Origin of the sequence: Mycobacterium sp. E3198 (assembly GCF_001667015.1) — a bacterium.
GTDB lineage: Bacteria > Actinomycetota > Actinomycetes > Mycobacteriales > Mycobacteriaceae > Mycobacterium.
Map to the genome: position 1 here is coordinate 1 of NZ_LZIS01000203.1, position 26574 is coordinate 26574.

The 26574-nt window shown below is 68.8% G+C and carries 25 protein-coding genes; 12 read left to right on the top strand and 13 right to left on the bottom strand.

Annotation, left to right across the window (positions count from 1 at the left end; genetic code table 11):
• Both A5673_RS22110 and A5673_RS22115 read left to right on the top strand, forming a co-directional pair.
• The coding region (locus A5673_RS22110; protein ID WP_068237506.1) for a phosphotransferase at positions 1 to 1922 on the top strand (1922 nt) is incomplete at its 5' end.
• Complete coding sequence (locus tag A5673_RS22115; protein ID WP_231971426.1) at positions 1898 to 2413, top strand: gluconokinase; 516 nt, start codon at positions 1898 to 1900, stop codon at positions 2411 to 2413. The genes A5673_RS22110 and A5673_RS22115, both read left to right, overlap by 25 nt.
• A 21-nt stretch (positions 2414 to 2434) precedes the next feature.
• Here the strand turns inward: A5673_RS22115 and A5673_RS22120 are convergent, their stop codons facing one another.
• Positions 2435 to 3481 carry a DoxX family protein gene (locus A5673_RS22120; RefSeq protein WP_068237509.1) on the bottom strand — a complete coding sequence of 349 codons (1047 nt, stop codon included), beginning with the start codon at positions 3479 to 3481 and terminating at the stop codon, positions 2435 to 2437.
• A gap of 86 nt (positions 3482 to 3567) precedes the next feature.
• Here A5673_RS22120 and pncA point away from each other — a divergent pair, with 86 nt between their 5' ends.
• Complete coding sequence (pncA, locus tag A5673_RS22125; RefSeq protein ID WP_068237511.1) at positions 3568 to 4128, top strand: pyrazinamidase PncA; 561 nt, start codon at positions 3568 to 3570, stop codon at positions 4126 to 4128.
• Entirely contained in the window at positions 4128 to 4928 is an 801-nt protein-coding gene (locus A5673_RS22130) for a ketosteroid isomerase family protein (RefSeq protein WP_068237513.1), read from the top strand. The genes pncA and A5673_RS22130 overlap by 1 nt, the downstream gene beginning before the upstream one ends.
• Before the next feature lie 13 nt (positions 4929 to 4941).
• Here A5673_RS22130 and A5673_RS22135 read toward each other — a convergent pair whose 3' ends face one another.
• A complete protein-coding gene (locus tag A5673_RS22135) occupies positions 4942 to 5292 on the bottom strand; it encodes a DoxX family protein (protein WP_068237516.1) in 351 nt (116 codons plus the stop codon).
• A 168-nt stretch (positions 5293 to 5460) separates the two neighbouring features.
• Here A5673_RS22135 and A5673_RS22140 point away from each other — a divergent pair, with 168 nt between their 5' ends.
• Genes A5673_RS22140 through A5673_RS22160 form a run of 5 tightly spaced genes read left to right on the top strand, consistent with a single transcriptional unit; the run spans position 5461 to position 10539 of the window.
• Positions 5461 to 6393 (top strand): sigma-70 family RNA polymerase sigma factor, encoded by a 933-nt coding sequence (locus A5673_RS22140; protein WP_068237522.1) that lies wholly within the window; start codon positions 5461 to 5463, stop codon positions 6391 to 6393.
• Positions 6383 to 7705, top strand: coding sequence for a sugar ABC transporter substrate-binding protein (locus A5673_RS22145; RefSeq protein ID WP_068237525.1), 1323 nt, complete (start codon positions 6383 to 6385; stop codon positions 7703 to 7705). The genes A5673_RS22140 and A5673_RS22145 overlap by 11 nt, the downstream gene beginning before the upstream one ends.
• Entirely contained in the window at positions 7702 to 8637 is a 936-nt protein-coding gene (locus A5673_RS22150; RefSeq protein WP_068237528.1) for a carbohydrate ABC transporter permease, read from the top strand. The genes A5673_RS22145 and A5673_RS22150 overlap by 4 nt, the downstream gene beginning before the upstream one ends.
• A gap of 4 nt (positions 8638 to 8641) precedes the next feature.
• Positions 8642 to 9466: a carbohydrate ABC transporter permease gene (locus A5673_RS22155; RefSeq protein ID WP_369806515.1), complete on the top strand. Its 825-nt coding sequence runs from the start codon at positions 8642 to 8644 to the stop codon at positions 9464 to 9466.
• A 2-nt stretch (positions 9467 to 9468) separates the two neighbouring features.
• Positions 9469 to 10539: an ABC transporter ATP-binding protein gene (locus A5673_RS22160; RefSeq protein WP_068237535.1), complete on the top strand. Its 1071-nt coding sequence runs from the start codon at positions 9469 to 9471 to the stop codon at positions 10537 to 10539.
• Here the strand turns inward: A5673_RS22160 and A5673_RS22165 are convergent, their stop codons facing one another.
• On the bottom strand, positions 10540 to 10827 hold the full coding sequence (locus A5673_RS22165; RefSeq protein WP_068237542.1) for a DUF3349 domain-containing protein: 288 nt from the start codon (positions 10825 to 10827) through the stop codon (positions 10540 to 10542).
• Between the two features lie 231 nt (positions 10828 to 11058).
• Between A5673_RS22165 and A5673_RS22170 the strand changes: the two genes are divergently transcribed.
• Both A5673_RS22170 and A5673_RS22175 read left to right on the top strand, forming a co-directional pair.
• Positions 11059 to 11895, top strand: a complete 837-nt coding sequence (locus A5673_RS22170; protein ID WP_068237545.1) for a DUF3097 domain-containing protein — start codon at positions 11059 to 11061, stop codon at positions 11893 to 11895.
• A 180-nt stretch (positions 11896 to 12075) separates the two neighbouring features.
• Positions 12076 to 12963 (top strand): universal stress protein, encoded by an 888-nt coding sequence (locus tag A5673_RS22175; protein ID WP_068237548.1) that lies wholly within the window; start codon positions 12076 to 12078, stop codon positions 12961 to 12963.
• A gap of 81 nt (positions 12964 to 13044) precedes the next feature.
• On the opposite strand, the gene A5673_RS22180 is transcribed toward A5673_RS22175, so the two are convergent.
• The 3 genes from A5673_RS22180 to A5673_RS22190 are packed head-to-tail and all read right to left on the bottom strand — an operon-like array spanning position 13045 to position 16654.
• Positions 13045 to 14580 carry a bifunctional 3-(3-hydroxy-phenyl)propionate/3-hydroxycinnamic acid hydroxylase gene (locus A5673_RS22180; protein WP_068237551.1) on the bottom strand — a complete coding sequence of 512 codons (1536 nt, stop codon included), beginning with the start codon at positions 14578 to 14580 and terminating at the stop codon, positions 13045 to 13047.
• Positions 14577 to 15527, bottom strand: coding sequence for a fumarylacetoacetate hydrolase family protein (locus tag A5673_RS22185; RefSeq protein ID WP_068237554.1), 951 nt, complete (start codon positions 15525 to 15527; stop codon positions 14577 to 14579). Before A5673_RS22185 ends, A5673_RS22180 begins: the two co-directional genes overlap by 4 nt.
• Positions 15524 to 16654: a VOC family protein gene (locus A5673_RS22190; RefSeq protein WP_068237671.1), complete on the bottom strand. Its 1131-nt coding sequence runs from the start codon at positions 16652 to 16654 to the stop codon at positions 15524 to 15526. The genes A5673_RS22185 and A5673_RS22190 overlap by 4 nt, the downstream gene beginning before the upstream one ends.
• Before the next feature lie 107 nt (positions 16655 to 16761).
• On the opposite strand from A5673_RS22190, the gene A5673_RS22195 reads away from it, so the two are divergent.
• Complete coding sequence (locus A5673_RS22195) at positions 16762 to 17406, top strand: TetR/AcrR family transcriptional regulator (protein WP_369806516.1); 645 nt, start codon at positions 16762 to 16764, stop codon at positions 17404 to 17406.
• 290 nt (positions 17407 to 17696) lie between these two features.
• On the opposite strand, the gene A5673_RS22200 is transcribed toward A5673_RS22195, so the two are convergent.
• From A5673_RS22200 to A5673_RS22230, 7 genes are all read right to left on the bottom strand, one after another.
• A complete protein-coding gene (locus A5673_RS22200; protein WP_156748476.1) occupies positions 17697 to 18194 on the bottom strand; it encodes a type II toxin-antitoxin system Phd/YefM family antitoxin in 498 nt (165 codons plus the stop codon).
• Between the two features lie 210 nt (positions 18195 to 18404).
• Positions 18405 to 19955: an MlaD family protein gene (locus A5673_RS22205; protein WP_068237563.1), complete on the bottom strand. Its 1551-nt coding sequence runs from the start codon at positions 19953 to 19955 to the stop codon at positions 18405 to 18407.
• Positions 19949 to 21118, bottom strand: a complete 1170-nt coding sequence (locus A5673_RS22210) for a virulence factor Mce family protein (protein ID WP_369806514.1) — start codon at positions 21116 to 21118, stop codon at positions 19949 to 19951. Before A5673_RS22210 ends, A5673_RS22205 begins: the two co-directional genes overlap by 7 nt.
• Positions 21115 to 22668, bottom strand: a complete 1554-nt coding sequence (locus A5673_RS22215; protein ID WP_068237564.1) for a virulence factor Mce family protein — start codon at positions 22666 to 22668, stop codon at positions 21115 to 21117. The genes A5673_RS22210 and A5673_RS22215 overlap by 4 nt, the downstream gene beginning before the upstream one ends.
• Positions 22665 to 24224: a virulence factor Mce family protein gene (locus A5673_RS22220; protein WP_068237565.1), complete on the bottom strand. Its 1560-nt coding sequence runs from the start codon at positions 24222 to 24224 to the stop codon at positions 22665 to 22667. The genes A5673_RS22215 and A5673_RS22220 overlap by 4 nt, the downstream gene beginning before the upstream one ends.
• Complete coding sequence (locus A5673_RS22225) at positions 24221 to 25261, bottom strand: virulence factor Mce family protein (RefSeq protein ID WP_068237567.1); 1041 nt, start codon at positions 25259 to 25261, stop codon at positions 24221 to 24223. The genes A5673_RS22220 and A5673_RS22225 overlap by 4 nt, the downstream gene beginning before the upstream one ends.
• Complete coding sequence (locus A5673_RS22230) at positions 25258 to 26574, bottom strand: MCE family protein (RefSeq protein ID WP_068237570.1); 1317 nt, start codon at positions 26572 to 26574, stop codon at positions 25258 to 25260. Before A5673_RS22230 ends, A5673_RS22225 begins: the two co-directional genes overlap by 4 nt.

Genomic DNA, 26574 nt, shown 5'->3' on the forward strand with positions numbered 1-26574 from the left:
CCGGACCCATTGCCGACTTCGCCGTGGAACGCATCGGCACCGGCCAGATGAGCGAGTGTTACCGCGTCCGGCTCACCTACGCCGACGCCGACGCCGAGGGGCCCGAGTCGGTGGTGCTGAAGGTCGCGGCGTCCGACCCGGTGAGCCGGCAGACGGGGGCGGCGCTGGGGCTCTACGAGCGCGAGGTCCGCTTCTACGGCGACATCGCGCCGCGCCTGGGCGGGCCGGTGGCGCCGTGCTATCACGCCGCCGTCGACACCGCCACGGGCGCGTTCGACCTGCTGCTCGGCGACGCGGGACCCGCCGTCGTCGGCGACGAAATCGCCGGAGCGACAAGCGAACAGGCGCTGCTCGGCGTCGTCGAATTGGGGCGGCTGCACGGGCCGCTGCTCGGCGACCCGTCGCTGGCCGACGCGCCGTGGCTCAACCGCGACTCGCCCCTGGGCCAGGCGATGATCGCGCCGTTGTACGCCGGTTTCATCGACCGGTACGGCGGGCAGATCGCGCCCGAGCACCGCGTCGTATGCGAACGCCTGGTGGCCGCGTTCGACGGCTACCTCGCCCAGGAGTCGGCGGCGGACCGGATCCGGGGCCTGGTGCACGGCGACTACCGGCTGGACAACATGCTGTTCGGCACCGCCGGGGCCGACCGCCCGCTGACCGTCGTCGATTGGCAGACCGTGTCCTGGGGGCCCGCGCTGACGGATCTGGCGTACTTCCTCGGCTGCGCGCTGCGCACACCTGACCGCCGGGAGCGGTACGACGAATTGCTGCGCGCCTATCACGAGGCGCTGGGCCCAGCGGCGCCGATCAGCCTCGCCGACGTCGCCGAAGGCGTTCGGCGCCAGAGCTTTTTCGGCGTGATGATGGCGATCGTCTCGTCGATGCTGGTGGAGCGCACCGACCGCGGCGACCGGATGTTCATGACGATGCTGGAACGCAACTGCGACCACGTGCTCGACACCGACGCGTTGGCGACGCTGCCCGAGGCGGCAAAGGCCGAGCCGCTGCGGCCCACGGAGGAGGACGAACTCGCCCACACCCCGACCGCGGAACCGCTGTGGAGCGAGAGCTGGTACGCCGACTTCGCCGACGCGGCACAGGGATTGGGCGGCTGGTTTCGCATCGGCCTGATCGCCAACCAGCGCACCGCCCTCGTGCACGCGCTGCTGTGCGGACCCGGCCTGCCGACCGTCGCGCTCGACGCCGAAGTCCCGCTGCCGGAGGACCCGTGGCTGGTGCGCACCGACGACTTCGATCTGAGCCACGCCGCGAGCGCACCGCTGCAGGCCTACCGCGTCGACGTGCGGGCACGGGCACAGGCGTATTCCGACCCGTCGGCGTTGTTGCGCGGCGAGCCGGGAACACCCGTCGAGATGACGATGAGCCTGGTGTGGGCTACCGACGGCACCCCGTACAAGTATCGGCTCACGACGCGCTACGAAATCCCTTGCAGCGTCACGGGAACCGTAACGGTGGACGGCGAGAGCTACCGCGTGGACTCGGCGCCCGGGCAGCGTGACCACTCCTGGGGGGTGCGCGACTGGTGGAGCATGGACTGGATCTGGAGCGCGCTGCACCTCGAGGACGGCACCCACCTGCACGGCGTGAACATCCGCATCCCGGGCGCGCCGGCGTTCAGCATCGGCTACGCCCAGGACGCCGACGGCGACGTCGTCGAGCTGGACACCGTTGCCTCGCGGGAAGCCTTCGGCGACAACGGGTTACCGCTGAACGCGACGCTGGGCCTGCACCCCGGCGGCGTCACCGCGGACATCGAGGTGCGCGGGCAGGCGCCGGTGCGCCTGGTCGCCGCCGACGGGCGGGTGAGCCAGTTTCCGCGGGCCTGGGTCAGCGTCAGCACGGCGGACGGCCGCGCCGGTGTCGGTTGGGTGGAATGGAACCGCAACCTGCCGCAGTAGCCGCCGGCCCACCCGTCGTGGTGATGGGCGTCTCGGGATCGGGCAAGTCGACGGTGGTGGCGGCGTTGGCCCGGCGGCTCAACGTGCCCTTCGTCGACGCCGACGCCCTGCACTCGCCGGCCAACATCGCCAAGATGACCGCCGGTGAGCCGCTGACCGACGACGACCGCTATCCCTGGCTGGAAACCGTCGGCGCGTGGCTGTCCGATCATCGCGACGGCGGGGTGGTGAGTTGCTCGGCGCTGAAGCGCACATACCGCGACCAGCTGCGGGCGCACTGCCCGCGGGTGGAGTTTTTGCACCTGCGCGGTTCACCGGAACTCATCGGCGCCAGGTTGGCCGCCAGGGCCGGCCACTTCATGCCGGCGGCGCTGTTGCGGTCGCAGTTCCAGGCGTTGGAACCCCTCGGCCCCGACGAGGCGGGCGTCACCGCGGACGCCGGCCAGGCGGTCGACGCCATCGTGGACACCTTCGTGGCGCGGGCGGGGTAGTAGCGCCGCCGGGTCGGGCGGCTACCAGGGGCGGCGGCGCCGACGGGTCTTGGCCCCATCGTTGACTCGTTCCCGAGCGGCGTCGGCGAGTTGACTGCCGCGCGCGGCCGCCGTGTTCGCGAGTTCGCTGCCGCGCAGCCGCGCGATCTCGGCGAACTCCACCCCGCGGTCGCGCGCCGTGTCGGCCAGTTCCTCGCCGCGTTTGCGGGCCTTCTTGGCCAGCGGGGCGCCCTTGTCCGCCGCCGTGCCGGCCAGCTCCTCGCCGCGTTTGCGCGCCTTCTTGGCCAGCGGAGCACCCTTCTCCGCGGCGGTGCTGGCCAGCTCCTCGCCGCGTTTGCGGGCCTTTTTGGCCAGCGGGGCGCCCGCGGCGGTGCTGGCCAGCTCGCGGCCCCGTTCGAGGGCGGCCTCGGCGTACGGGGCGCCCCGTTCGGCCGCGGTGCTGGCCAGTTCGCGACCGCGCTCGACGGCGGCCTCGGCGTAGGGCGCGCCCCGTTCGGCGGCGGTGCTGGCCAGCTCGCGCCCCCGCTCGGCGCCCGCCTGCAGGCCGTGCACGATCCGCTCCCCGAGTTCGTCGAACCTGTCGTCGGATCCGGGCAGCGCCGAGGAAACCCGTTCGGAGAGCCGCTCGGCCGCCTGCCGTCCCCGCCAGCCCAGCGACGGCTTGCCGGCCGTGTCGGCGGAGGCGATCATCAGCCCGCCCAGCAGGCTGAGATCGGTCAGGAAGTCCTTGCGCTTCTGGGCCTTGAGCGCCGGGTCGCTTTCGCTCCAGAACATGTGCGCGCCGAGGTTGGCCGGCAGCACCGTGAAGGCGAGGGCCGCCGAGGCGATCCGCGGCGCTTTGCCGGTGGCAAGCAACAGGCCGCCGCCGATTTGAACGGCGGCGTTGATTTGGGCGAACGTCTGGGGGTCGCTGGGAATGCTGCTGCCGACGGGGTCCGGCAGGGCCCGAAGACCGTCGACCGCCGGCGCCGCGGCCTCGGCCGCGGGCTTGGGATTGAGGAGCGAGTCGATTCCCTGGCCGATGAACACCGCCGACAGCAGGGGCCTCGCGATTCTGCGGATCAACATGGCAGCTGGGTTACCCGACCGCCCGGCAAACAAACCGTGCCCGGCTGAACGGCCAGCTAGCCGCCCGTCGAGGCTAGGGTGGACCCGTGCGAGCGTTGGTCATCGTCGACGTGCAAAACGACTTCTGCGAGGGCGGCTCCGTGCCGGTTCGTGGCGGCGCGCGCCTGGCCTCCGCCCTCAACGAGTATCTGGCCGGCCGGCCAGGCTACGACCATGTCGTGGCGACCGCGGACTGCCACGTCGACCCGGGCGATCACTTCTCCGAGCGCCCCGATTTTTCGTCGTCGTGGCCGCCGCACTGCGTCGCGGGCAGCGCCGGTGCGGAGTTTCATCCCGACCTCGACACCGGCCCGATCGAGGCCGTCTTCCGCAAGGGCGCCTCGGGCGCGGCCTACAGCGGCTTCGAGGGCGTCGACGAGAACGGCACCTCGCTGCTCGAGTGGTTGCGCCGGCGCGGGGTCGACGAGGTCGACGTCGTCGGGATCGCCACCGATCATTGCGTCCGGCGAACCGCCGAGGACGCGGCCGGGGCCGGCCTGACCACGAGGGTACTGGTGGACCTGACGGCGGCGGTGGCGGCGGACTCCGCCGCGGCGGCGCTGGAGGAGATGAGAACCGTCGGCGTCGAGCTGGTGGGCGGAAGCTGATGGTGGTGCCGCTCGACCGGGGGCGCCTGCTCGCCGCGGTGGAGCGCTCACCGCAGGCGGCCGCCGCGCACGACCGCGCCGGGTGGGTCGGGCTGTTCACCCCCGACGGCCAAATCGAAGACCCGGTGGGATCCCGGCCGCACCGGGGGCACACCCAGATCGGCCGGTTCTATGACACCTTCATCGGTCCGCGCGACATCACGTTTCATCGCGACCTCGACATCGTCTTCGGCACAACCGTTCTGCGCGATCTCGAACTCGAGGTATCGATGGGCCCGGCGGTGACGATGTACATTCCCGCCCTGTTGCGCTACGACCTCCGAGAGGCCAACGGCAGCTGGAAGATTGGCAGATTGCGCGCCTACTGGGAGTTGCCGGCGATGATGCTGCAATTCCTGCGAACCGGGCCGCGCGCGGCGTCACCCGCCCTGCAGCTGTCGCGTGGCCTGGTGGCCAACCAGGGGTTGCGGGGGACCGTCGGCTTCCTGGCCGGTCTTCGGCGGCCCGGGGCGCGGCCCAAGAGGCTGGCGGAGGCGTTCCTGGGCGCCGTCTCGCGGCACGACGAGCCCGCGGCCGTGCGTGTGTTAGCGCCCGGTGCCCCAACAACTTTGGGCGACGACGACCCGCTCGACATCAGCGAGCTCGTCGAGCAACTCTGCGGTGCCAAGTGGACCAAGGTGATCGGCGCCGGTGCGACGGTCGCGGTCTCGGTCAACTCCGCCCACGGCCGCGGGATCGTGTTGGTGAATGCGGCGTGGCCCGGCAAGGCGATCGACCGGATCCGCTACTTTCCGGCGTGAGGAGTGGCCGGGCTCAGCGCGCGACCATCAGGGCCAGCGTTGCGGCGGACAGGCACAGATAGGCGCCGGGAAACGCGATGTTGTAAACGACATGGGCCCGCAGGTGCGTGATCACCGCGCCGACGAAGAACAAGACCAGCCCGGCGGCGGCCGCGATGCCCAGCGCCCGCAGGCCCAGCAGCCCCACCACCAGCCCGGCGGCCCCGGCCAGCTTCGCCGCCGCCAGGGGTGCCAGCCACGAGCGCGGCACCCCGACCTCGGCCGAGTTGGCCAGGACGAACCCGGCCGGAATGAGGTCGGCGACGGCGATTCCGGCCGTGACGACGGCAGTTGTTAGCGTGACGATGACGTAGGCGGTATGCATCTGAGTCAATCCCTTGTCCTACAGCTATTTCCGCAGCGGCGAGCCGAATGGCCGCGGAGCGCGTCGCGGCGCACAATCGGTAGGGTCATGGTGCTGGTCTCCTTTGCGACAGAGAGTTCGATGGATGCGTTCACCTTCTTGACGACTCCCGCGCAGGAAAGGTGACCTATGAGCGCACCCAAAAATCTTGCCGATCTCGCGCAACGGTTCGACGCGGATCGGCGACACCTGAGGTCGGTCGCGTTCGGGCTGCTCGGCTCGGCGGCCGATGCCGACGACGCGGTGCAGTCGGCGTGGCTGAAGGCCAGCCGGTACGGAATCGACGGAGCTGCAGGAGTGGCCAACCTCACCGGCTGGTTCACGACGATCACCGCCCATGAGGCGCTCGACCAGCTGCGGGCACGCAAGCGGCGCGCCGAGCAACCGCTCGCCGACCCCGACGAACTCGACCGGCTCGCCGGAACCGCGGTGCCGCCCGCGGACGAGGCGGCGCTGGTGGCGGACTCGGTCAGCAAAGCGCTGCTGGTCGTGCTCGACCGGCTCTCACCCGCTCAGCGTGTCGCTTTCGTGCTGCACGACGTATTCGCGATGCCCTTCGAGACCATTGCCGGCCTGCTGGGCCGATCGCCGGCGGCCGCCAAGAAGCTCGCAAGCCGGGCGCGCGGCCGGTTGCACGCCGGTCCGGCCGCCGAACCCGCCCGCGCGGCCGCGCATCTCGAGGTCGTGGAGGCGTTTCTGGCGGCGTCCCGCGGCGGGGACATCGCCACCCTGCTCGAGTTGCTGGCGCCCGACGTGGTGCGCCGGGTCGACCCGGCGCTGGTCGGGGCGGGCGTGCCGGTCGAGCTGCGCGGCGCGCGGGTCGTCGCCGAGGAGACCCGCCACTTCACCCGGCGCGCGCGGGCCGGCGTCGTGCTGCTCATCGACGGTGCCCCGGGCGTCGTCCTTGCGCCCCACGGGCGCGCGCAGGTCCTCCTGCGGATCGGCATCGGAACCGACAACCGCATTCACACCATCGACATCACCGGAGATCCGGACCGCCTGAGCCGGGCGGTTCTCGCGCTGCCGGCGGTCGGGCAACGTCGGGAGAGCCATGCTCGATAGGCCGTTCGGGCGACGCAGCCTGTTGCGCGGCGCGGGCGCGCTCACCGCCGCGTCGCTGGCGCCGTGGGCCGCCGGTTGCGCTCCGGACGACGACGCGTTGACCTTCTTTTTCGCCGCCAATCCCGACGAGCGGGATCGCCGGTTGCGCATCGTCGAGGAGTTCGAGCGCCAACATCCCGACATCAAGGTTCGGCCGGTGCTGTCGGCGCCGGGCGTCATGCAGCAGCTATCGACGTTTTGCGCCGGCGGCAAGTGCCCCGACGTGTTGATGGCGTGGGAATTGACCTATGCCGAACTGGCCGACCGGGGGGTGTTGTGCGACCTCAACGCCATGCTCGCGCGCGACCCGGCCTTCGCGGGCGAACTGCGATCGGACAGCATCCCGTCGCTGTACGACACGTTCGCGTTCAACGGGGGGCAGTACGCGCTCCCGGAGCAGTGGTCGGGGAACTACCTGTTCTACAACAAGCGGCTTTTCGCCGAGGCCGGGCTGCCGGCGCCGCCCGGCACCTGGGAGCGGCCGTGGACCTTCACCGAGTTCCTGGACACTGCCACGGCTCTCACCAAGCGCGACAGGTCCGGGCGAACCACGCAGTGGGGTTTCGTCAACTTGTTTTCCTCGTATTACTCGGCCGGGTTGTTCGCCATGAACAACGGCGTCCCGTGGGCCACCCCGCTGACGAACCCGACCCACTTCAATTTCGGCGACGACGCCTTCACCGACGCCGTCCAGTTCTACGCCGACCTGTCCAACAAACACCGGGTGGCGCCCAACGCATCCGAGGTGCAGTCGATGTCCACACCCGATCTGTTCGCGTCGGGCCGGGCGGGGATCGCGATGGGTGGCCACTGGCGCTACCAGACGTTCATCCGCGCCGAGGACCTGGATTTCGATGTCGCCCCGTTGCCGGTGGGACCGCGCCGGCAAGGGCAGCCCGCCTGCTCCAACATCGGATCGACGGGGCTGGCAATCTCCGCGAGCAGCCAACGCAAGCAGCAGGCATGGGAATTCGTGAAATTCGCGACCGGGCCCGTCGGCCAGGCGCTGACGGGTGAATCCACCCTCTTCGTGCCGGTGCTGCGCTCCGCGCTCAACTCGGCCGGCTTCGCCGAATCGCACCACAGGATCGGCAATCTGGCCGTGCTCACCCAGGGGCCGGCCCATTCGGAGGGGATGCCGGTCACCCCGGCGTGGGAAAAGATCGCCGCCCTGATGGACCGCAGCTTCGGACCCGTGCTGCGCGGATCCCGGCCGGCGACGTCGCTGGCGGGGCTGTCGCCCGCCCTCGACGAGGTGCTGCGCAATCCATGACGTCGACCGATACCCGCAAGAATGCCAAAGGATCCGGTCCGTTGCGGCGGCGCGCGCGGGCCGGTCGCCTCTTCGTGGCGCCCAACCTGACTGCGGTCGCGGTGTTCATGGTCTTCCCGCTGGTGTTCTCGCTGTACATGAGCTTTCAGAGCTGGGACGTGTTCAGGCCGCCGAAGTTCGTGGGGCTGAAGAACTTCACGGAGCTGTTCACCTCAGACCCGCTGTTTCTCATCGCCATCCGCAACACGGTGATCTTCACGCTGGGCACAGTGGTACCGACCGTCGTCATCAGCCTCGTCGTGGCCGCGCTGCTGAACCGAAAGATCAAGGGCATCGGCGTCTTTCGCACCATCGTCTTTCTGCCCCTGGCCATCTCGTCGGTGGTGATGGCGGTCGTGTGGCAGTTCGTCTTCAACACCGATGACGGGCTACTCAACATCATGCTCGGCTGGGTCGGCATCGGCCCGATCCCCTGGCTGGTGGACCCCCACTGGGCCATGGCGTCGCTCTGCGTCGTCAGCGTCTGGCGCAGCGTGCCGTTCGCCACCGTCATCTTGCTGGCCGCGATGCAGGGAGTGCCCGAAAATCTCTACGAGGCGGCCAGAATCGACGGAGCGGGCGAGGTCCGACAGTTCGCGTTCATCACGGTGCCGCTGATCCGGGGGGCCATGTCGTTCGTGGTGGTCATCTCGATCATCCACGCGTTCCAGGCGTTTGACATGGTCTACGTCCTCGACGGGCCGAACGGCGGGCCGGAAAGCTCTACCTACGTGCTGGGCATCATGTTGTTTCAGCACGCCTTCTCGTTCCTGGAATTCGGCTACGCGTCGGCGCTGGCCTGGGTGATGTTCGCGATCTTGCTCGTGTTGACCGTCGTGCAGCTGCGCCTCACCCGGCAGCGTTCTCTGGAGGTGTCCGGTGGCCTCGGCTGAGCGGGTGTTCACGCGCAACGTTTTTCGCGCCGTGGTGATCTACACCGCGCTGTTGGCGATCGCGTGGTGCTGGCTGTTCCCGATCGCCTGGGCGGTGTCCGGCTCGTTGAAGCGGGAAGGCGAGGTGACCGAGCCCAGGCTGTTGCCGGCGCATCCGCGGTGGTCGAACTACACCGAGGTGTTCTCGCTGATGCCGTTCGGGCGCATGTTCTTCAACACCGTGCTGTACGCGGGGTGCGTCACGGCCGGGCAGGTCTTCTTCTGTTCGCTGGCGGGATACGCGTTTGCGCGGCTGCGGTTTCGCGGTCGCGACACGCTGTTCGTGTTGTACCTGGGCACCCTGATGGTGCCGCTGACCGTCACGGTGATCCCGCAGTTCATCCTGATGCGGACGCTGGGATGGGTGGACACGCCGTGGGCGATGATCGTGCCGGGTTTGTTCGGCAGCGCGTTCGGCACCTACCTCATGCGGCAGTTCTTCCGAACGCTGCCCACCGATCTCGAGGAGGCGGCGATCCTGGACGGCTGCTCGCCGTGGCAGATCTACTGGCGGATCCTGCTGCCGCACGCCAGGCCGGCGGTGCTGGTGCTGGCGGTGCTCACCTGGGTCAACGTCTGGAACGACTTCCTCTGGCCCCTGCTGATGCTCCAGCGTGACAGCCTCGCCACCCTGACGCTGGGCCTGGTGCGGCTGCGGGGCGAGTACGTCGCGCGCTGGCCGGTGATCATGGCGACCTCCATGCTGATCATGGTGCCGCTGGTCATCATCTACGCTGTCGCGCAGCGCTCGTTCGTGCGCGGCATCGCCGTCACCGGAATGAACGGATAGCCATGGCCTCGGTGAGTTTCGAGCGGGCGACGCGCCGCTATCCGGGGGCGGATCGCCCCGCCCTGGACGGCCTCGACCTCGACGTGGCGGACGGCGAGTTCGTCGTTCTGGTCGGGCCGTCCGGATGCGGAAAGACGACCTCGCTGCGGATGGTGGCCGGACTCGAAACGCTGGATTCCGGGCGCATCCGGATCGGGGACCGGGACGTCACCAACGTCGATCCCAAGGATCGCGACGTCGCGATGGTGTTCCAGAATTACGCGCTCTACCCGCACATGACCGTGGCGCAGAACATGGGCTTCGCGCTGAAGATCGCGAAGACCCCCAAGGCCGAGATCCGCGAGCAGGTGCTGGCCGCGGCGAAACTGCTTGACCTGCAACCCTACCTGGATCGCAAACCCAAAGACCTGTCGGGCGGGCAGCGCCAGCGGGTGGCGATGGGCCGCGCGATCGTGCGCCGGCCGCACGTGTTCCTGATGGACGAGCCTTTGAGCAATCTCGACGCCAAATTGCGGGTGCAGACCCGCAACCAGATCGCCGCGCTGCAGCGCCGGCTGGGAACCACCACGGTTTACGTCACCCACGACCAGGTGGAGGCGATGACCATGGGGGACCGGGTCGCCGTGCTGTGCGACGGCGTGCTGCAACAGTTCGCGGCACCGCGCGAGCTCTACCGCAACCCGGACAACGTGTTCGTCGCGGGGTTCATCGGGTCGCCGGCGATGAACCTGTTCACCCTGCCGATCGTGGACTCCGCGGTGTCACTGGGGGACTGGCCGATCGCGCTGCCGCGTGGGATGGCCGGCACCGCAACCGAGGTCGTGGTCGGGGTCCGCCCCGAGCACTTCGAACTGGGCGGCCTCGGCGTGGAGATGGAGGTCGACGTGGTCGAGGAGCTCGGCGCCGACGCCTACCTCTACGGTCGAATCACCGGCTCGGGCAACGTGATCAGCCAGCCCGTCGTCGCGCGCGCCGACGCGCGGCACCCGCCGGAAAAGGGCAGCCGGGTGCGCATGCATCCGCAACCCGGGCACCTGCATTTCTTCGGCACGGACGGCCGGCGAATCTCCTAGCTACCCGCGGGCGCACCCGATCGCCTGCAGCCGGCGCTGCACGCGATCGATGTCATCCTGCGAGGGCATCGCGTTGGTGACGTGGGTGATCGCCACGCCGACGTCGGCGGTACTGATCGGCGGGCACCGGCGCATGATCAGTTCTCTTGTGATGGTGGTGATCTCGTCGTTGGATACGCGTCGACGCGACAACGCCGCCAGCGGCACGTACCCGGTTACCGGCATGCCGGTGGGGTAACCGGCGCGCACGAAGGCGACAATGCTCGACACCCAATGCGACAGGTCCATACGTCCACCTCGCTCACCGCCACACGCCTGTGCATTGGCGGCACTTAGCAACCTAGCAGTAGCGACGTCATCAGCCCGGTAAGACCACGCAGTTACTTACGACTAATTTATGGATTTTTCAGGCTTGCGCCCGAATCCTTAGCGCTTTAACAATTTCGACGAGTGGAGAGCCGGCGGCGGAGTCGGCGCGCCCTAAGGGCGTTTGGCCGCAACGCTTCCTAGTATTGCCGGGTGGTTGATCGCTATGGAACCGATGTCCTCGCCGCCGGGCGGCGCAAGCCACGCTCGACCGAGCACCCGGCGGAGCTCGGCCTGGTCGTCGAGGACGTGGAGAGCGGCTACGTCGGCGCGGTGGTGCGGGTCGAGCACGGTCGCGTCGAGCTGGAGGACCGGCACGGCCGCACCCGCGGCTTTCCGCTCGGCCCAGGGTATTTGCTCGAGGGACGCCCGGTGATCCTGACCGCGCCGCGTCGCGCGGCACCCGTCGCCACGGGCCGGACGGCGTCCGGCTCGGTCGCGGTGCCCGGCGCGCGTGCCCGCGTCGCGCGGGCCAGCCGCATCTACGTCGAGGGCCGCCACGACGCCGAACTGATCGCCCAGGTGTGGGGTGCGGACCTGCGCATCGAGGGCGTGGTCGTCGAGCATCTCGGTGGGATCGACGATCTGGTGGGCATCGTGGCGGAGTTCCGGCCCGGCCCCGGCCGCCGGCTCGGGGTGCTCGTCGATCACCTCGTCGCGGGTTCGAAGGAGGCACGAATCGCCGAGGCGGTACGACGGGGACCGGGTGGTCCCGACACCCTCGTCGTTGGCCATCCCTACGTCGACATCTGGGCGGCGGTCAAGCCGCAGCGGCTTGGCCTGGCGGCCTGGCCGACGGTGCCTCGGCAGCTGGAATGGAAGCACGGGGCCTGCGCGGCGCTGGGCCTGCCGCACGCCAGCCAGGCGGACATCGCGCGTGCCTGGCGGAAAATTCGCTCGAGCGTGCGCGATTGGAACGATCTGGAGCCGGCGCTCATCGGCCGCGTCGAGGAGCTCATCGACTTCGTGACGCAACCGGCCGGCGCCTGAATCCCACCTTCGGCGCGCTTTGCGGCGACCGGCGGGTGACGCGGCGGTTACATCTCGGGGAATTCAACGGCCCCAACGGCTTCCAGCGACCGCCCTATGTCCCCGTGGGTTGAGGACTAAAGCCTCACGACCGACGGGCCGCCGCCCGATAGCGTCACTGCTGACGAAGGGAGAAACCAAGTGTCGACATCTACGAAGCGGCTGGGCATCGTCGTCGCGGTCGACGGCTCGCCGGCGGCCGATGCGGCCGCCTGCTTTGCGGCCCACGAGGCGGCAATGCGCAACGTCCCACTGACGGTCGTCCACGCGGTGGCTACCCCGACCGCCACCTATCCGCCGGTGCCGTATCCCGAAGCCCTGGTGGTGCGGCTGGAGGACGACGGCAAAAAGGCCATCATGCACGCGGTCAAGATCGCCGAGGACGCGATGCCGGCCGACGCGAAGGTCTCGATCGGCCGGGAGTTGGTGTATTCCAACGCGGCAGCGGCCCTGATCAAGATGTCCGACGAGGCGGAAATGATCGTCGTGGGGACCTCCGGTCGGGGGCTGCTGGCCCGCGGCGTGCTCGGTTCGGTCAGTTCGACGGTGGTGCGCCACGCGAATTGCCCGGTCGCCGTCGTTCATGACGAGGGGCTACCCGACCAGGAGGACGCCCCTGTGCTCCTGGGAGTCGACGGGTCCGCGATTTCCGAGCGCGCGACGGAGCTCGCGTTCGACGAAGCCTCTCGCCGCGGTGTCGACCTCGTCGCCCTGCACGCGTGGAGCGACATCACGACCGAAGTTCCGTATCTGGATTGGGCGACGGTCGAGGAGGAGGCGCAGCGCAGCCTCGGCGAGAGCCTGGCGGGCTGGCTGGAAAGCTACCCGGACGTGACGGTGCATCGCCGCGTCGTCCGCGATCGGCCGGCCCGGCACCTGATCGACGAGGCGGCGTCCGCTCAGCTCGTCGTGCTGGGCAGCCATGGGCGGGGGAGCCTGACCGGCATGCTGCTCGGCTCGGTGAGCAACACCGTCCTGCATTCGGTGCGGGTCCCGGTCATCGTCGCCAGGCCGTCGCCCCAGTCCTAGCGGGCCCCGTTCCCACCGCGAGCAGACGCAAAATCGCACGCTGAATTCCATTCGCGTGCGATTTTGCGTCTGCTCGCCGAGCTAGCCGCCGTGCAGGATGGTGGCCGCGAACGCGCACAGCGCTGCGGGGTCGCGTCCGGCGCGCAGGACCGTGCGGTCCGGGCGCACCAACGCCGCGCTGGCGTGGCCCCGGCGCAGCCACGCGTCCAGCGGGCCGCCGGGTTGCGCGGCCACGACGGCGACGCCGCGCCGGCGCAACAGCGCTTGGTCCGCGGCGCGGGGTTCACCGACGCTGATCAGCGCGAAACCCGTTCCGATCAGGTCGTCGAGCCGGCGACCGTTGGGCAGCAACGGGTTTGGGCACAGCGTGCCGGCGAGCCGGCGCGGGCGACGCGACTTGCACACCAGCGCGGAGGCGCGCAGCGCCGGGGTGGTCGAATCGACCACCTTGTCGCGCAGGCCCGGGATCAGCCGCAGCCGGGGCAGCACCACGCGGCGCGCCGCGTCGCCGACTCGACCACCCCCGGTCATCGCCCAGCCGACGCCCAGCGCCAGCCGGATCATGTACCGGGTGTGCGGCTTGCGCTCCCGCTCGTAGGTGTCGAGCACGTCCGCGGAAAGGGTGCCGTCGTGGACGCCGGCGATCTTCCAGGCGAGATTGGCGGCGTCCCGCGTGCCCGCGCCCATGCCCTGGCCGATGAACGGGGGAGTGAGGTGTGCCGCGTCGCCGAGGAGGAAGACGTTTCCACGCCGCCACCGGTCGGCGATCTGCGCGCGGAAGGTGTACTCGGTGACCCGCAGCAGGTGCAATTCGCCGTCCGCGACGCCACCGACCCACGGGGCGATCAACGGCCGCAGCGCGGCCAAAGTGTCGAAGTCGTCGGCGCTTTCGCCGGCCAGCAACCGGAATTCCCACCGGTAGCGGGCGGGCCCGATGCGCATGTACGTTCCCGCGCGGACGGGGTCGCACACCTGGTGCACGCCGTCCCACTGACGCAGGTCGGCGTCGCTGGCCACGTCGGCGACCAGCCAACGCTGCTCGAAGTTCAAATCCCGCATCGCCGAGCCGATCTGGGCCCGCACCACACTGTTGGCGCCATCGCAGCCCAGCAGGTAGCCGGCCTCGACGTGCCGCCCGCGGCCGTCGCGGCGGTCGGTGAAACTCACGCGCACGCCGTCGCCGTTGTCGGTCAGCTCGGTGACCTCCGCGTCGCCGCGTATCTCGGCGTTCGGGTACCGCTTCAGGTTCGCGCGCAGGACCGCTTCCAATTCGGGTTGATCGAACATGTTGGCCTGGGGGAAGCCGTTGGGGCTGCGGGCCGGATCGCGGTTGAACTCGGCGAGCACCCGGGGTGGCCGGGATCGGTTGTCCAGCAGCCGCAGACCCAGCGTGGGCCGCGAAATCGCGGCGAACTCGTCGCCGGCGCCGAGACGGGCGATGACCCGATAGATTTCGTCGTCGAGGTGCACGGCACGCGGCTGCGGGTAGATCCCGGGCCAGCGGTCGAGCACGAGGCAGTCCACCCCGTGTTGCGCCAACAACGTGGCGGCGGTGATGCCGGTCGGGCCGGCGCCCACGATGACGACCGGGACGCGCCGAATGGGGTGGTCCGTCACGCGAATCGGATTGTGGTGCGCTGGGTTCCGAGATCGATCGTGCCGTCGTCGGTGGCAACCGACGCCTCGACGACATCGCCGTCCTGCAGGTAGTCGCGGTTGCCGGCCTGGCGGGAGAAGAACATCTTCCACTTCACCGCCGGTGGCAACAGGTTTCCGACGATCTGCATCGGCTTGGGCGGCGCGCTCAGCGCGGTGCCGACCGGGGTACCGGTGAGAATCAGGTCGCCGGGGGCGAGCTCCTGGAATTGGGTGAGCGACTGCAGCGCCTCCAGCGGCCGGTACAGCATGTCGCCCTCGACGAGCGCGTTTTGCCGCTCGCGGCCGTTGACGCTCAGGCGTAGCCGCAGGTCGCCGAACCGCTTCAGCTCGTCGGCCGTCAGCAAGACCAGCTCCGGCCCGACCGGCGTGAACGTGGGGTAGGACTTGGCCTCGTAGAACTGGGTCTGCGGAAGCTGGATGTCGCGCGCCGAGACGTCGTTGGTGACGACCAGACCGGCGATGTGGTCGGCGAGGTTGGCGTCGGAAATCGTCGTGCCGATGGGGATTTGCCGTCCGATGACCAACCCGATCTCCACCTCGTAGTCGAGGAGCTTGACGTGTGCGGGCTTGACGATGTCGTCGAACGGGCCGTTGATCGACGCCGACGCCTTGCGAAAGAACGTGAGCGGCACCGTCGCCGGGTCCATGCCCGCGTCCCTGACGTGCGACGTGAAATTGGTCATCTGCGCCACCACCCGGCACGGCCTGGTGACCGGTGAGACCAACGTGAGGCTGTCCACGGTGACGGCGTCCGTGCCGGCGGCGGCGGCCCGGATAGCGGCGTCCAATGCCGTCCGGTCGCCGAGCAGCGCGGCGGTGGTGGTGGCGGCGGTGTCGATCTTCGCGGCGCCGTCGGGAGTCTTGAGCCACCACGAGTCGGCGGTGTGCAGCACGGAAACGGTCATGAGGTGGGCACTTTCAGTAGGCCGACGAGGCGGTTGACATCGAATTCGTTGCTGGTGCGCAGCGCGCTGATCAGCGAAACCAACTCGTGCCGAGCCGATTTCACGCCCAAGCCGAGGAAGTCCTTCGTCGCCGGCGGCCCCCACTGAGCCAGACCGGACGCGGTGAAGGGCGCCCAGCCGGGCTCGACGGTGTTGTCGAACAGGTCACCGTCGGCGAAGTGCTCGACCAGGAAACCGTCGGGATCGCGCCAGTAGTCGAAGATCTGGCTGCCCTGGATGTGCCTGCCGATGCCCCACGACCGGAAATAGCCTCGCTCCCTGAGGTATTCGCCGCCGGCGGCCAGGGCGTCGAGGTCGCTGACCTGGTATGCGGAGTGCACGTAACGGTTGGCCGGACCCAGCGCCATGGCCAGCGTGTGGTGGTCGGCCGGGGTAGAACCGCGATCGCAGCGAATGAAGCTCATGGTCGGCCCGCGCTGGCGCTGACCCTGGAAGAACAGGAAGTCGCTGACGATCATCCCGAGGTTGTCCAGGTACCAGTTCAGTGTTTCGAGGTACTTGGTCGACTGCATCACCAGGTGACCCAGCCGCTCCACCCGCGCCGGCACCCGGGGGGGACGCTGGCCGACGTTGGTGCGCCGCACGTCGTCACCGAAATTGAACGCGTGGGGTCGCTGGCCCGGCAGGTCTGGCAGCTGGTGCGTGCCGGCGACGACGCGGACGGGTGTGCCGCTGGGGTCGGTCAGATCGACCGACAACCCGCCGATGCTCTCGGGCAGCGGCCGCACGGTGGCGCCGGACTTGTCGGCCAGCCGCAGGACGTCGGCCTCGTCACCCGCCTGGAACGCGACGCCGGCGAATCGCGTCTGCCGGCCCCGGCGCAGGATCACGCACGGACCGCTCGGGCGGGTGCCGCGCAAGTGCAGTTCGTCGGGCAGGCGCCGCGCCGTCTGGAAGCCGAAGGCCTGGGCGAACGCCTCGGCGCGCGTGAGGTCGGGCTTTTCGAACTCCAGCCAGGCCAGGTCGGCCACTTTGACGACCGGGTTGCGGGACCGGCCGGGGTGTTCGCCCCGCAGCGCGCCGTGTTCGCTGTGCAGCTCCTGGTGGGCGTTTTTGGTCAGGTTCATCGCGATCTCCAAACTAACTGACGAAATCGTCACATACGAACAACCTCTCGGTCAAGAGCTGCTGACGAAATCATCAGAAGTGAGGCATACTGCTCAAGGTGAGCGCGATACCCGAGGGCGTGGAGCCGCCCAGCCGCTTGGAACGCCGGAAACAGCGCACCCGCGCGGCCCTGATCGGCGCAGCCCAGCGGCTGATCGCCGAGGGCAAGGTCAACGTGCCGGTCTTGGAGATCACCCGGGTGGCCGACGTCGGGATGGGCTCGTTCTACAACCACTTCGACAGCAAGGAACAGCTGTTCGAGGCGGCGGTCGCCGACGTGCTCGACGCGCACGGGGCGATGCTGGACCGGCTCACCGAGGCGATCGTCGACCCCGCCGAGACGTTCGCCACCAGTTTCCGGCTGACCGGCCGCCTGTTTCGTCGCCGCCCACAGGAAAGCGACATCTTGCTGGCGAACGGCCTCGCGCTGCTGTCATCCGACCGCGGCCTCGCCCCGCGGGCATTGCGCGACATCTTGGCCGGCGCCGACGCCGGGAGGTTCACGATCGACGACCCGAAACTTGCCCTGGCCGTTGCCGGTGGCGCGCTGCTGGGGCTCGGGAAGCTGCTGCGGGACGATCCGGATCGCGACGATGCGCGCGCCGCCGACAGCGTCACCGAAAAGGTGCTGCGGCTGTTCGGGCTCGGCGCCGACGAGGCACACGCGATCTGCCAGCGCCCGCTTCCCGACGACCCGTTCTCCCGGCCTTAGCGGTGTCGCGTGTCGGTCGACCACACGTTGGCGCAGCCCGGGCACTGCAGCTTCACCAGCGTCGCGCGGTTGCTGAGCAAGTACTGCCAGTGCGAGCCGCAGTTGCGGTGACTTCGGCATTCGGAGCACCTGTTGTGGCCCCAGCCGCAATTCGGGCACGGCAGCCAGGCGCGGCGGGACGGGTCGGCGTGGGGATGAAACGGGAACCTCAGCGGCACGGTAAGTAAGCCTTCCTATGTAATGCTTAGGGTAGCCTACCCACATAAATGGGAGCGAAACCGGTGGGGCTGTCAGGCCCCTTTGCGGGCGTCGTTCCCGCCGGCCGACACGATGTGCGCAACCAGCTTGCCGCCGCGGCTGACCTCGATCGTCTGCCCGGCGGCGACCTTGTCGAAATAGCGCCCCGCGCGCTTGCGCAGCTCGTCGAGCTCGATTCGGCGCCCGGCGTCGGCGGCTCGCGGGGCCATCATCGGGTCACCGGCCGACACGATCCGCGCCAGTAACCTGCCGCCCCGCACGACGTAGATCGTCTCGCCGGCCGCCACCCGATCGAAGCAGCGCCCGGCGCGCGTTCGCAGTTCCTCGAGCCCGACCCAACCGCCGGGCTCCGACGCGGAGACTTTGACGGTTCGCGCCGGGATCGGCGCCACCCGCCAGTCGCCGACGGGCACGATGCGCGCCACCAGCTTGCCGCGACGGACCACGTCGATCGCTTCCCCGGCGGCAACCCGCTCGAGATACGTACACGCGTCGCTCCGGAGTTGGCCCAGGCCAATCACTTCCGGCATTTCGCTCCGATCTCGGTAGGTCACCGGCGGCCGCGGCACGGCCCGCAACCCCATGTAATTATATGACTGTACGTGCGGTCAGTGTCAAACCCCAGGCGGCCGGTCCGGCTCTGGGCGCGGGCCGCCCGCCGAGCCGCACGCCGCTCGTCGCCAACTGCTCGGAACACAGCGAACAACGTTGCAAATCAGACGAATTGGACAAACAGTGACTCAGCGGGGCGGCGCCAGCATGTCCTTCCACCCGTCGTCGCCGGTTTTGGTCGAGTTTTCGACCGCGTATTTGACGCCGTCGGGCCCGACGAGCGCGCCGCTCTGCGGGCTGTACACGGCGGCGGGAGGCCCGCCCGGGGTGTAGACGCAGGGGTTGGGCTGCTGCCCATTGCACTGGACCGTCCCCGATCCCGGCCGCTGCAACACATCGCTGACGGGGGGCGGCGTGCCCGCGACCCGGTCCGAGGGCGCCGGGTTGAGCCCGTTGTTGACCGACGGCGCCTGCATCACCTGGCCCGGTTTCACCGGCTGGTCGCAGCGCGCCGCGGGTGCCGGGCAGGTCAGGATCTGGTTGGGGTCGCCGTACCACGGGTTGGTGCCCAGCGGGACGTACGGGTTGGGGTCGCGGCATTCCCGGGGCGTCGCGGCGCGCTTGCCGGGAACGTCGACACACGGCAGGTTGCGTGCCCCGCGCACGGCGTTGGCCGGGGCGTCTTGCGGGATCTTGCAATAGGTTCCGGACGGCATCGGTGCCAGGCTGGTGTCCGCCGGAGATCGCCACTCGGCCGCCGGGAGAAATCCGGTCAGACATGGCGGCGGCTGGTTGATCGTCAGTGAGGTGCCCAGCGACGCGTAGCCCGGGAAGGGCGCCGTCACCGTCTGGCCTTCCGAGGCGCCCTGCGGATAGGCGACCAGCAACTGCTCGACGCCCTTGTGGTAGCGCTTGAGCATGTCCAGCACGATCTCGAGGTTCGCCAGGGTCTGCGGCAGCGATTCGCGGATGTCGCCGAACACGGCGTTGACCTGATCGGCGGTCGGTGCGCCCTGCGTCAGGATGCTGCGCACGTGCTGGTCGTTTTCCGCGCTCTGCGCGGCCAGAATGTCGAGGTTGTGCGACCAGCGCTGGATCGAGTCACCCGAGTTGACCTGGCTGTCGATGATCGGCCCGGAATTCTGGATGATGTCGTTGATGTCGGAGATGTTGGTCTTGAAGTCGCCGGCGATCGCCTGCGTCGCATCGACCAGGCGCTGCAAGGCGGGACCCAATCCGCCTACCGCTTGGGCTGTTTCGTCAAGGAGCGAGGAGATCTTCTCCTTGGGCAGCGCGGCCAGCCCGCGGTTGGCGGCGTCCACCGCCGGGCCGATCTCGGTGGGCACGGTGCCGTGGGTGATCGTCTGTCCGGGCGCGAAGTACTTGCCCGGGTTCCCGGTCGACACCAGATCGAGGTACTGCTCGCCGACCGCCGACACCGAATGCACGTTGGCCGACGCGTCGATCGGGATCTTGTAGCGGTCGGCGATGCGCATGGTCACCCGCGCGCCCGTCTCGGTCGGCTCGACCGCGATGACCTTGCCGATGGTCTCACCGCGATAAGCGACGTTGGCCGTCTCGTACAGACCCCCCGACGCGGGCAGGTCCGCGTTCAGCGTGTACTGGCCGATCCCGGCCGCCGTCGGAATTTGCAGGTAGTAGCCGCCCAGTACCACCGCCGTGACCGCGGACAGGATGGCGAACATGATCAGCTGACGCTTGATGAAGGGGGTCAGCATTGCCGATCCGCCCGTTCCACCAGCGGGCCGCCCGGCGCGTCGTTGGGGTTCGGCGTGTACCGGACGTCGGGGATCATCGTTTCGGGGTCGCGGCCCCAGGACTGCTCGAGCGCGCGCAGCGCTCCGGAGAATCCCGTGCCGGTGAGGATCGCGTTATCGACGGAGCTCATGGTCAAATCGAGCGTCAGCGACAGGTTGAAGTAGTCGCCGCGGAACGCCTTCGGCACGGCGTCGATGTCGAACGGCCGGACGAGGATGAGCTTGAGCGCCCGGATCAGATATGGCGCGGAACGGCCGAGTTCCCGCAAGGGGCACTGCAGCGCCTGCAGATTTTCGTGGAGGTCGCCCCGCGAGGCGGACAGGTATTGGTCCGCGACCTGGCTGAGCCGTCCCGTCGCGTCGACGGCGTTGATGAGCAGGTTCTGCTTGTCGGCGAAATGCTTGAGCAGCGGCGGGAATTCGGTGAGGACCCGATCCAGAACGTCGGAGCGGGGGCCCACGTACGCCAACAGCCGGTTGGTGGAATCGATGGCCCGGGTGATGTCGTTTCGCTGCTCGTCGAGCCTGGCGGTGAAGGTGTCCAGCTTGCCCAGGAAGGCGCGGATCGGCTCGGCCCGCCCGTTGACGATGTTGTAGACCTCGTTCTGCAGCACTTCGAGGTTGGGGATGCCGCCGCCGCGCAAGATCATGGCGAGGCTGGCCAGCGTCTGCTCCGTCGTTGGATACGCCGACGCGCTGCTCAGCGGGATGGTGTCGCCGTCCCTCAGCAGCTGTGGGGACGGATTCGGGGGCGCGGCCAACTCGATGTGCTGAGAGCCAAGCAAACTGGTCTGCCCGATCTTGGCGGTCGCGTTCTTGGGTAACTTGACGCCCTTGTCCAGACGCAGCGTCAGCGTGGCGATCCAGTTCTTCAGGCTGATCGCGCGCACCGTGCCGACGAACACGTCGGCCACCCGCACCCGGCTGTTGTCGTTGAGGGCCAGCGTGTCGGGCATCTGCACGTAGATCGTGTAGTTGCCGGGGCCGCTGCCCGGGCCACCGGGCATCGGCACGTTCGCGATGCCATGCCATTTCGCGCAGGACGTCAGCGCCACGACAGCGGCCAGCAGCGCCAGCCCCTGCCGCGTCCGGTGCCGGCAGCGAATGACCCAGGCGCGCATCATGATCCCGCTCCCGCCGCCTGCGCGGGAGTCGGTGCGACCGGCCCGGGGACCACGCCCGGCCCCGGTGGCGGCGGGGGGATCGGCACCTGCGGGGCCTGCACGCCGATCGGCGGCAGCACGGGGTTCTCGTCGTAGGCGTTCGGCGGTCCCGGCGGCGTCTGCAGGCCGGGCGGCGGCGGCGCGGCGTCCGGGCCGCCCATCAACTCGGCCAGCGAGTCGGGGGTCAACAGGTTGCCGGTGATCGGCCCCACCTGGGTGCCCTGCATGCCCGGCGCGACGACCCAGCCGGGCTGGGTGTTGCGGTGTGACAACGGGGTGTCGGGCACCCAGATCCCGGGCACCGTCGTGTCCTTGTACCCGTTCGGCGGCTGCAGCCGGGGCTCGGAGTAGGCGACTTCCTTCGGCAGCGTCTCGGCGGGGGTGAACAGGTTCAGACCGAACGGCAGGTAGTTGAACTTGATCGCGTCGAGAACCGGCGCGAGGTACTGGGCACACAACTCGGCCGAATCCTGATAGCCGAGCCGGCTGCCGGCCTGAATCATGCTGCAGACGAACTGCATTGGGTTCGCGAAGTTCGGGATCGCCGGGATGGACATGACCGCGCCGTGCGCCGGGTGGTAAATCTGGCTGAGGTTCGTCTCCAGCGTCGGCAGCACGTGCAGCGCGGTCTCCAGACCGTTCAGCGGATCGGGTTGGACGAGCGTGGTGGTCAGGTTGGCCAGGTTGTCGACGTCATGCGAGAACACCTCGCGGTTCTTGTCCAGGAACGGGCGCAGGGTGGTCAGCAGGCTGTCGAACTGCTGCAGCGCGTTGGCGAGGTCGCGGTCGGATCCGGTCAGTTCGTCGGTGAATTGGGCCAGGTTGGTGTTGAGCGCGACGAACTGCCGGTCGTCTTTGTGCAGGGCGTTGACGAACTGCGCGAGGCTGCGCACCACCGCGAAGAAGTCGCCGCGACCCTCGTTGAGCGCGGTCAACGCCTGCGACAGGCTGTTCAGCGTCGTGTTGATCTGCTTGCCCTTGCCGGCCAGGCCGTCCGCGAACGACTCGATGGCCTCACCGAACGGGCCCTTGGGCTGCTCGGGGGTCGGTCCGAGTTTGTCGATGACGTTGGCGACGCTTTCGCGCAACTGGTCCCATTCCGTCGGCACCTGCGTGCGCTCGATCGGAATCACCGCGTTGTCGGCCAGCACCGGACCACCGCGGTATGGCGGCTCCAACTGAATGTTGCGCGACGCCACCAGGGTTGGGTTCACGATCACGGCGGACGCGTTGGCGGGGACCTTGTACTTGTTGTCGTAGTGGAACGTCACCTTCATCTTGTCGCCGGCCGGCTCGATTTTGTCGACCGAGCCCACGCGGACGCCCATGATCTGGACCTTGTCCCCGGCATACAGCGCGTTCGCCGACGGGAAGTAGGCAACCACAGTGTTGGTGGTGAACTTGTCGTAGAGCCGCAACCCGACGAACCCCGCGAGCAGAGCCAGCGCCACGACCACCGCCGCGATCACCCGCCGGGACCGCCGGTTGCGAAACCTCGAGGTGGTGCTCAATTCTGGCTACCTCCCGTTGCGCCGCTCCCTCCGGTGCCGCCCGGCGTGATGAACGGGGCCGGTAGCTGCTCGCCGGGCCCCGGCGGCGCGGGCGGCCCCGGCGGCAGCCCGGGCGCGAATGCCGACGGTGGCGGGACGGGGCCGGGTGGTTGCAGGTTCTCGGTGCGCGCGCCCGGAGGCGCCTGGGTGGGCAGCGGCACCGGTGTGCCCGGCACGTCAGGGGGCGGCGCGCCCGGCCGTCCGGCGATCGCGATCCCCGGTGTCGGCGGGAGGCCGTTCGGGTTCGGCGGCGACGGCTGGACGTCGATCGGCGCCGGGAAGCTGCCGCCGAACGGCCCGACGTCGATGCCCGCGCACGGCAAGGGGTTCCACGGCCGCGGTGCCGCGCCGGGGGGCGGGGTGTACGAGCACGCCGTGCCCGGCGGGACGGCCGGACCCGGGTGATCCGGCGTGCCTTCCAGCACCGGGGGCGCGGGCGGCGGCGCACCGTTGGGGAACCGGGTGCCGTTGGGGTCGGGCCAGCGGAACTCGGGCAGGCCGGCGCTGCGCCAGAAGTCCTCGGGGTCGATGCCACGCTTCTTGAAGGCGGCGTCGACGAACGGCTGCAGGATCCAGTACGGCAGCAGGTTGGAAAGCACGATCTTGAAGTAGGGTCCCGACGCGACCGACTCACCGAGCGACGCGGCGAATTGGCTGACGTAGGTGAGGGTTTGGGCCAGGTCGTCTTTGCGCGCCACCAGCACGTCGCTGATGGCGCGCAACTGCTCCAGCACCGGGTTGAGGTTCGGGTTGTCGTTGATGAATCCCTGCACCTGAGCCGAGAAGGCGGAAACATTCTGCAGCAGAGCGGAAATGGCGCGGGCGCGTTCGTTGAACGCGGCGAGCAACGTCTTCGCGTTGACCAGGAGCCGGTTGACCTGTTCGCTGCGGTCACCGAGCACGCTGGCGACCTGATGGGCCTGGGCGAGCAGGTGCTTGATCTGCTCGTCGCGCTTGCCGATGGTGTCGGAGAACTTGGCCAGGCCGTCGAGGGTGGCGGACAGGTGCGGGTAGGTCTGGTCGACGGTCTGCGACAAGACGTTCAGCGACCGCTTGACGGTGTCGATGTCCCAGCCGGCGGCGGCCTTGGTGATGTCGAAGTTCGCGTCGTAGAGCTGATAGGGGGTGGTGCTTTGGCCCAGCGGCAAAACGCCGCCCGGCCGCAACGTCTGCGTTCCGCGCGGCTCGATCTCGAGCACCTTCTTGCCGAGGATGGTATCGGTCTTGATCGCGAGCCGGCTTTCGGTGCCGATCGTGTTGGGGCCGAGGGAAAACTTGATGAGGACGTGGTCGCCGTCGATGTCGAGCCCCTCCACCTTGCCGACGTTCACGCCGGAGATGCGCACCTTGTCGCCCTTGTTCAGCTGACCGGTGTCGGTGAACTGCCCGTAGTAGCTCGGACTGGCAAACAGCATCGGGACGCTGGTGAAGCTTTGGCCGACGGCGACCGCGAGCACCAGCACTGTGATGCCCATCAGCCCGACACGACTGCGGTTGAATTCCGTCAGGGTTCTCATTGCGGCGTGCACCTACCGGTGGGCTGCTGCCAGATCCGGACGGTGCGGACCGGGCCGCCGGCCTGCAGCCCGTTCCACTTGATCGTGAGGTCGCAGACGTAGAAGTTCACCCAGTCGCCGTAGAGCCCGATGCTGCGCCCGATCAGGTTGAGCGCGGTCGGCGTCTTGTGGATCAGATCGCTGAGCTGATCGCGTTGGTCGACGAGCGGCTGCTGCAGGGCCTGCAGGTAGTTGATCGCCTTGTGCAGTAGGGCGCGGTTGTCCCCCAGCAGGTCGGCCACCGTCCCGGCGGCGTTGCTGAGGTGCGCGGTGCCGGCGGCCAGCGGGTCCGCGTGGTTCTGCAGCCCGGTGATCAATTTCTCGAAGTTGTCTATCGTCTGGTCGAACTCGTTGCGATGCCGAACAGTGGTGTCCAGCACGACATTCAGGTTCTTGACCACCTCGCCGATCGCCTGGTCGCGCTCGGCGATGTGCGCGGTCAGTTGCGCCGTCTGGTCGAGGATGTCGTTGATGGTGCCGCCCTGACCCTGAAACACGGTGATGAGTGCCGACGCGATCGTGTTGACCTTTTCCGGATCCAGGGCGCGGAACAGCGGCTTGAAACCACCGATGAGGGCGTCGAGATCCAGCGCCGGTGAGGTGCGGGACAACGGGATGAAGCCACCCGGCGGCAGCACCCGGTCGGCGCCTGCGCCTTCGCCGCGCTTGAGCTCGAGGTAGCGGTCGGCGAACAGGTTGAGATAGCGGATCTGCGCGGTCGTCGACTGGTAGAGCGTGATCGAGCGGTCGACGTCGAAGTGCACCACCGCCTTGCGGCCCCCGTCGACCAGTTGCACCGCCTTGACCTTGCCGACCTCCACCCCGGAGGCGCGGACGAACTGGCCGTTTTTCAGCCCGCTCGCATTGTTGAACTCGGCGGAATAGCTGTTGGTGCTGTTGAAGCGCATCTGAGCGAATACGACGACGATCGACACGGTGATGAGCAGCAGCACCAGCGAGACGATGCCGAGTTTGATGGCGGAGCCGGTGATTTTCATGGGTTGATCGTGTTGTCCCCGACTTGGCGGCCCCACACGTACTCGATGGCGTACGGCGAGCCGGTGTCCAGATGGTTATACGGCGCGAGGCTGGCGCCGGTGTCCACGATCAATTCGGGTGCTGGCCACAGGTCGTGGTTGATGGCCTGCCAGCACCCGGGCGCACCGCCCGGGCCGCCCCGAGCGTTCACGCGCGGCAGATTGTCGGGAAACACATAGGGATTCGGCGCCCCGCCCACCAGCCCGGCCAGCCCGAGCAGTCCCTGGGTGAGCACTGTGCCGGCCAGCCCCGGCAGCGTCAGGATGCCGCCCAACCCCGACGTCAGCTCGGTCATGGTTCGCAGCGCGTAGCCGTTGCCGCCGCCCGTCGTCGCATAGGCCGCGGGTTCTTCGTCGTAGTAATTGCGAACGGTGCAAAAGATTTCGGGGCTGTAGGTGTCGAACAGTCGGGCGGTGGGCACCAGATCGGCGAGTCCCCGCTGCAGGTAGGGCCCGCCACGCCGGAAGATGTCTTCGCCGGTGTTGCCCAGCCCTGCCGCGGCCAACAACGCGGTATCCAGGTCGGCTTCCTGCCGGTGCAGCGTGCGCGCCGTGACCACGGCGTGGTTGAGGGCGTCCAACAGATCCGGTGCGGCGTTGGCGTAGGTGTCGCCCAGGGCCGCTAATTGCGCAATGTCATGTCGGATCTGCGGCATCTGCGGATTGATGTCGTCGAGGATGGCGTTGGCGTTGACGATCGACTGCCCGAACTTGTCGCCCAGACCGGTCAGTGCCTGCGCGGCCGCGGCCAGCGTCAAGTTCACCTTGACCGGGTCCACCTTCTCCGCGATCGAGGTGATCGTCCCGAACAAGGTGTTGAACTCCGTCGTCACCGACCTCGCGTCGATCACGTGCTCGGGCGTGATGCGTTGTGGTGTGGGGTTTTTCGGGGAGTTCAAGGCCACATACTTGTTGCCGAACACCGTGGTCGCCCTGATATTGGCCTCCACATTGGCCGGAATCAGGCTGATGTACTTGGGATTGACGTCCAGGGCGAACTTGGCCGCGGGTGTCCCATCACGCTGGATCTCCGAAATGTTGGCTACCCGACCGACTTCCACCCCGTTGTAGGTGACCTTCGACCCCGGATCCATCACCAAACCCGACCGCGGAGCAATCATCGTCAGGTGCGTCTTCGGCGTGAGCTCGCCCCGAAACTGCAGCCACACCAACGCCAACGCCACGATGGCGACCACCAAGAACACCGCGGCGGCCGTCTTGTACGGCGGGATGCGTGGCGGGTTCTCCTTGAGTTTCGGGGCCGGGGACGTCAT

What these genes read in the sequence shown, in the direction of transcription:
- A5673_RS22115 (WP_231971426.1), top strand. Translation starts at nt 1,898, where the DNA reads ATGGAACCGCAACCTGCCGCAGTAGCCGCCGGCCCACCCGTCGTGGTG.
- A5673_RS22120 (WP_068237509.1), bottom strand. Translation starts at nt 3,481, where the DNA reads ATGTTGATCCGCAGAATCGCGAGGCCCCTGCTGTCGGCGGTGTTCATC.
- A5673_RS22130 (WP_068237513.1), top strand. Translation starts at nt 4,128, where the DNA reads ATGGTGGTGCCGCTCGACCGGGGGCGCCTGCTCGCCGCGGTGGAGCGC.
- A5673_RS22135 (WP_068237516.1), bottom strand. Translation starts at nt 5,292, where the DNA reads ATGCATACCGCCTACGTCATCGTCACGCTAACAACTGCCGTCGTCACG.
- A5673_RS22140 (WP_068237522.1), top strand. Translation starts at nt 5,461, where the DNA reads ATGAGCGCACCCAAAAATCTTGCCGATCTCGCGCAACGGTTCGACGCG.
- A5673_RS22145 (WP_068237525.1), top strand. Translation starts at nt 6,383, where the DNA reads ATGCTCGATAGGCCGTTCGGGCGACGCAGCCTGTTGCGCGGCGCGGGC.
- A5673_RS22150 (WP_068237528.1), top strand. Translation starts at nt 7,702, where the DNA reads ATGACGTCGACCGATACCCGCAAGAATGCCAAAGGATCCGGTCCGTTG.
- A5673_RS22160 (WP_068237535.1), top strand. Translation starts at nt 9,469, where the DNA reads ATGGCCTCGGTGAGTTTCGAGCGGGCGACGCGCCGCTATCCGGGGGCG.
- A5673_RS22165 (WP_068237542.1), bottom strand. Translation starts at nt 10,827, where the DNA reads ATGGACCTGTCGCATTGGGTGTCGAGCATTGTCGCCTTCGTGCGCGCC.
- A5673_RS22185 (WP_068237554.1), bottom strand. Translation starts at nt 15,527, where the DNA reads ATGACCGTTTCCGTGCTGCACACCGCCGACTCGTGGTGGCTCAAGACT.
- A5673_RS22190 (WP_068237671.1), bottom strand. Translation starts at nt 16,654, where the DNA reads ATGAACCTGACCAAAAACGCCCACCAGGAGCTGCACAGCGAACACGGC.
- A5673_RS22200 (WP_156748476.1), bottom strand. Translation starts at nt 18,194, where the DNA reads ATGCCGGAAGTGATTGGCCTGGGCCAACTCCGGAGCGACGCGTGTACG.
- A5673_RS22205 (WP_068237563.1), bottom strand. Translation starts at nt 19,955, where the DNA reads ATGCTGACCCCCTTCATCAAGCGTCAGCTGATCATGTTCGCCATCCTG.
- A5673_RS22210 (WP_369806514.1), bottom strand. Translation starts at nt 21,118, where the DNA reads ATGATGCGCGCCTGGGTCATTCGCTGCCGGCACCGGACGCGGCAGGGG.
- A5673_RS22220 (WP_068237565.1), bottom strand. Translation starts at nt 24,224, where the DNA reads ATGAGAACCCTGACGGAATTCAACCGCAGTCGTGTCGGGCTGATGGGC.
- A5673_RS22225 (WP_068237567.1), bottom strand. Translation starts at nt 25,261, where the DNA reads ATGAAAATCACCGGCTCCGCCATCAAACTCGGCATCGTCTCGCTGGTG.
- A5673_RS22230 (WP_068237570.1), bottom strand. Translation starts at nt 26,574, where the DNA reads ATGACGTCCCCGGCCCCGAAACTCAAGGAGAACCCGCCACGCATCCCG.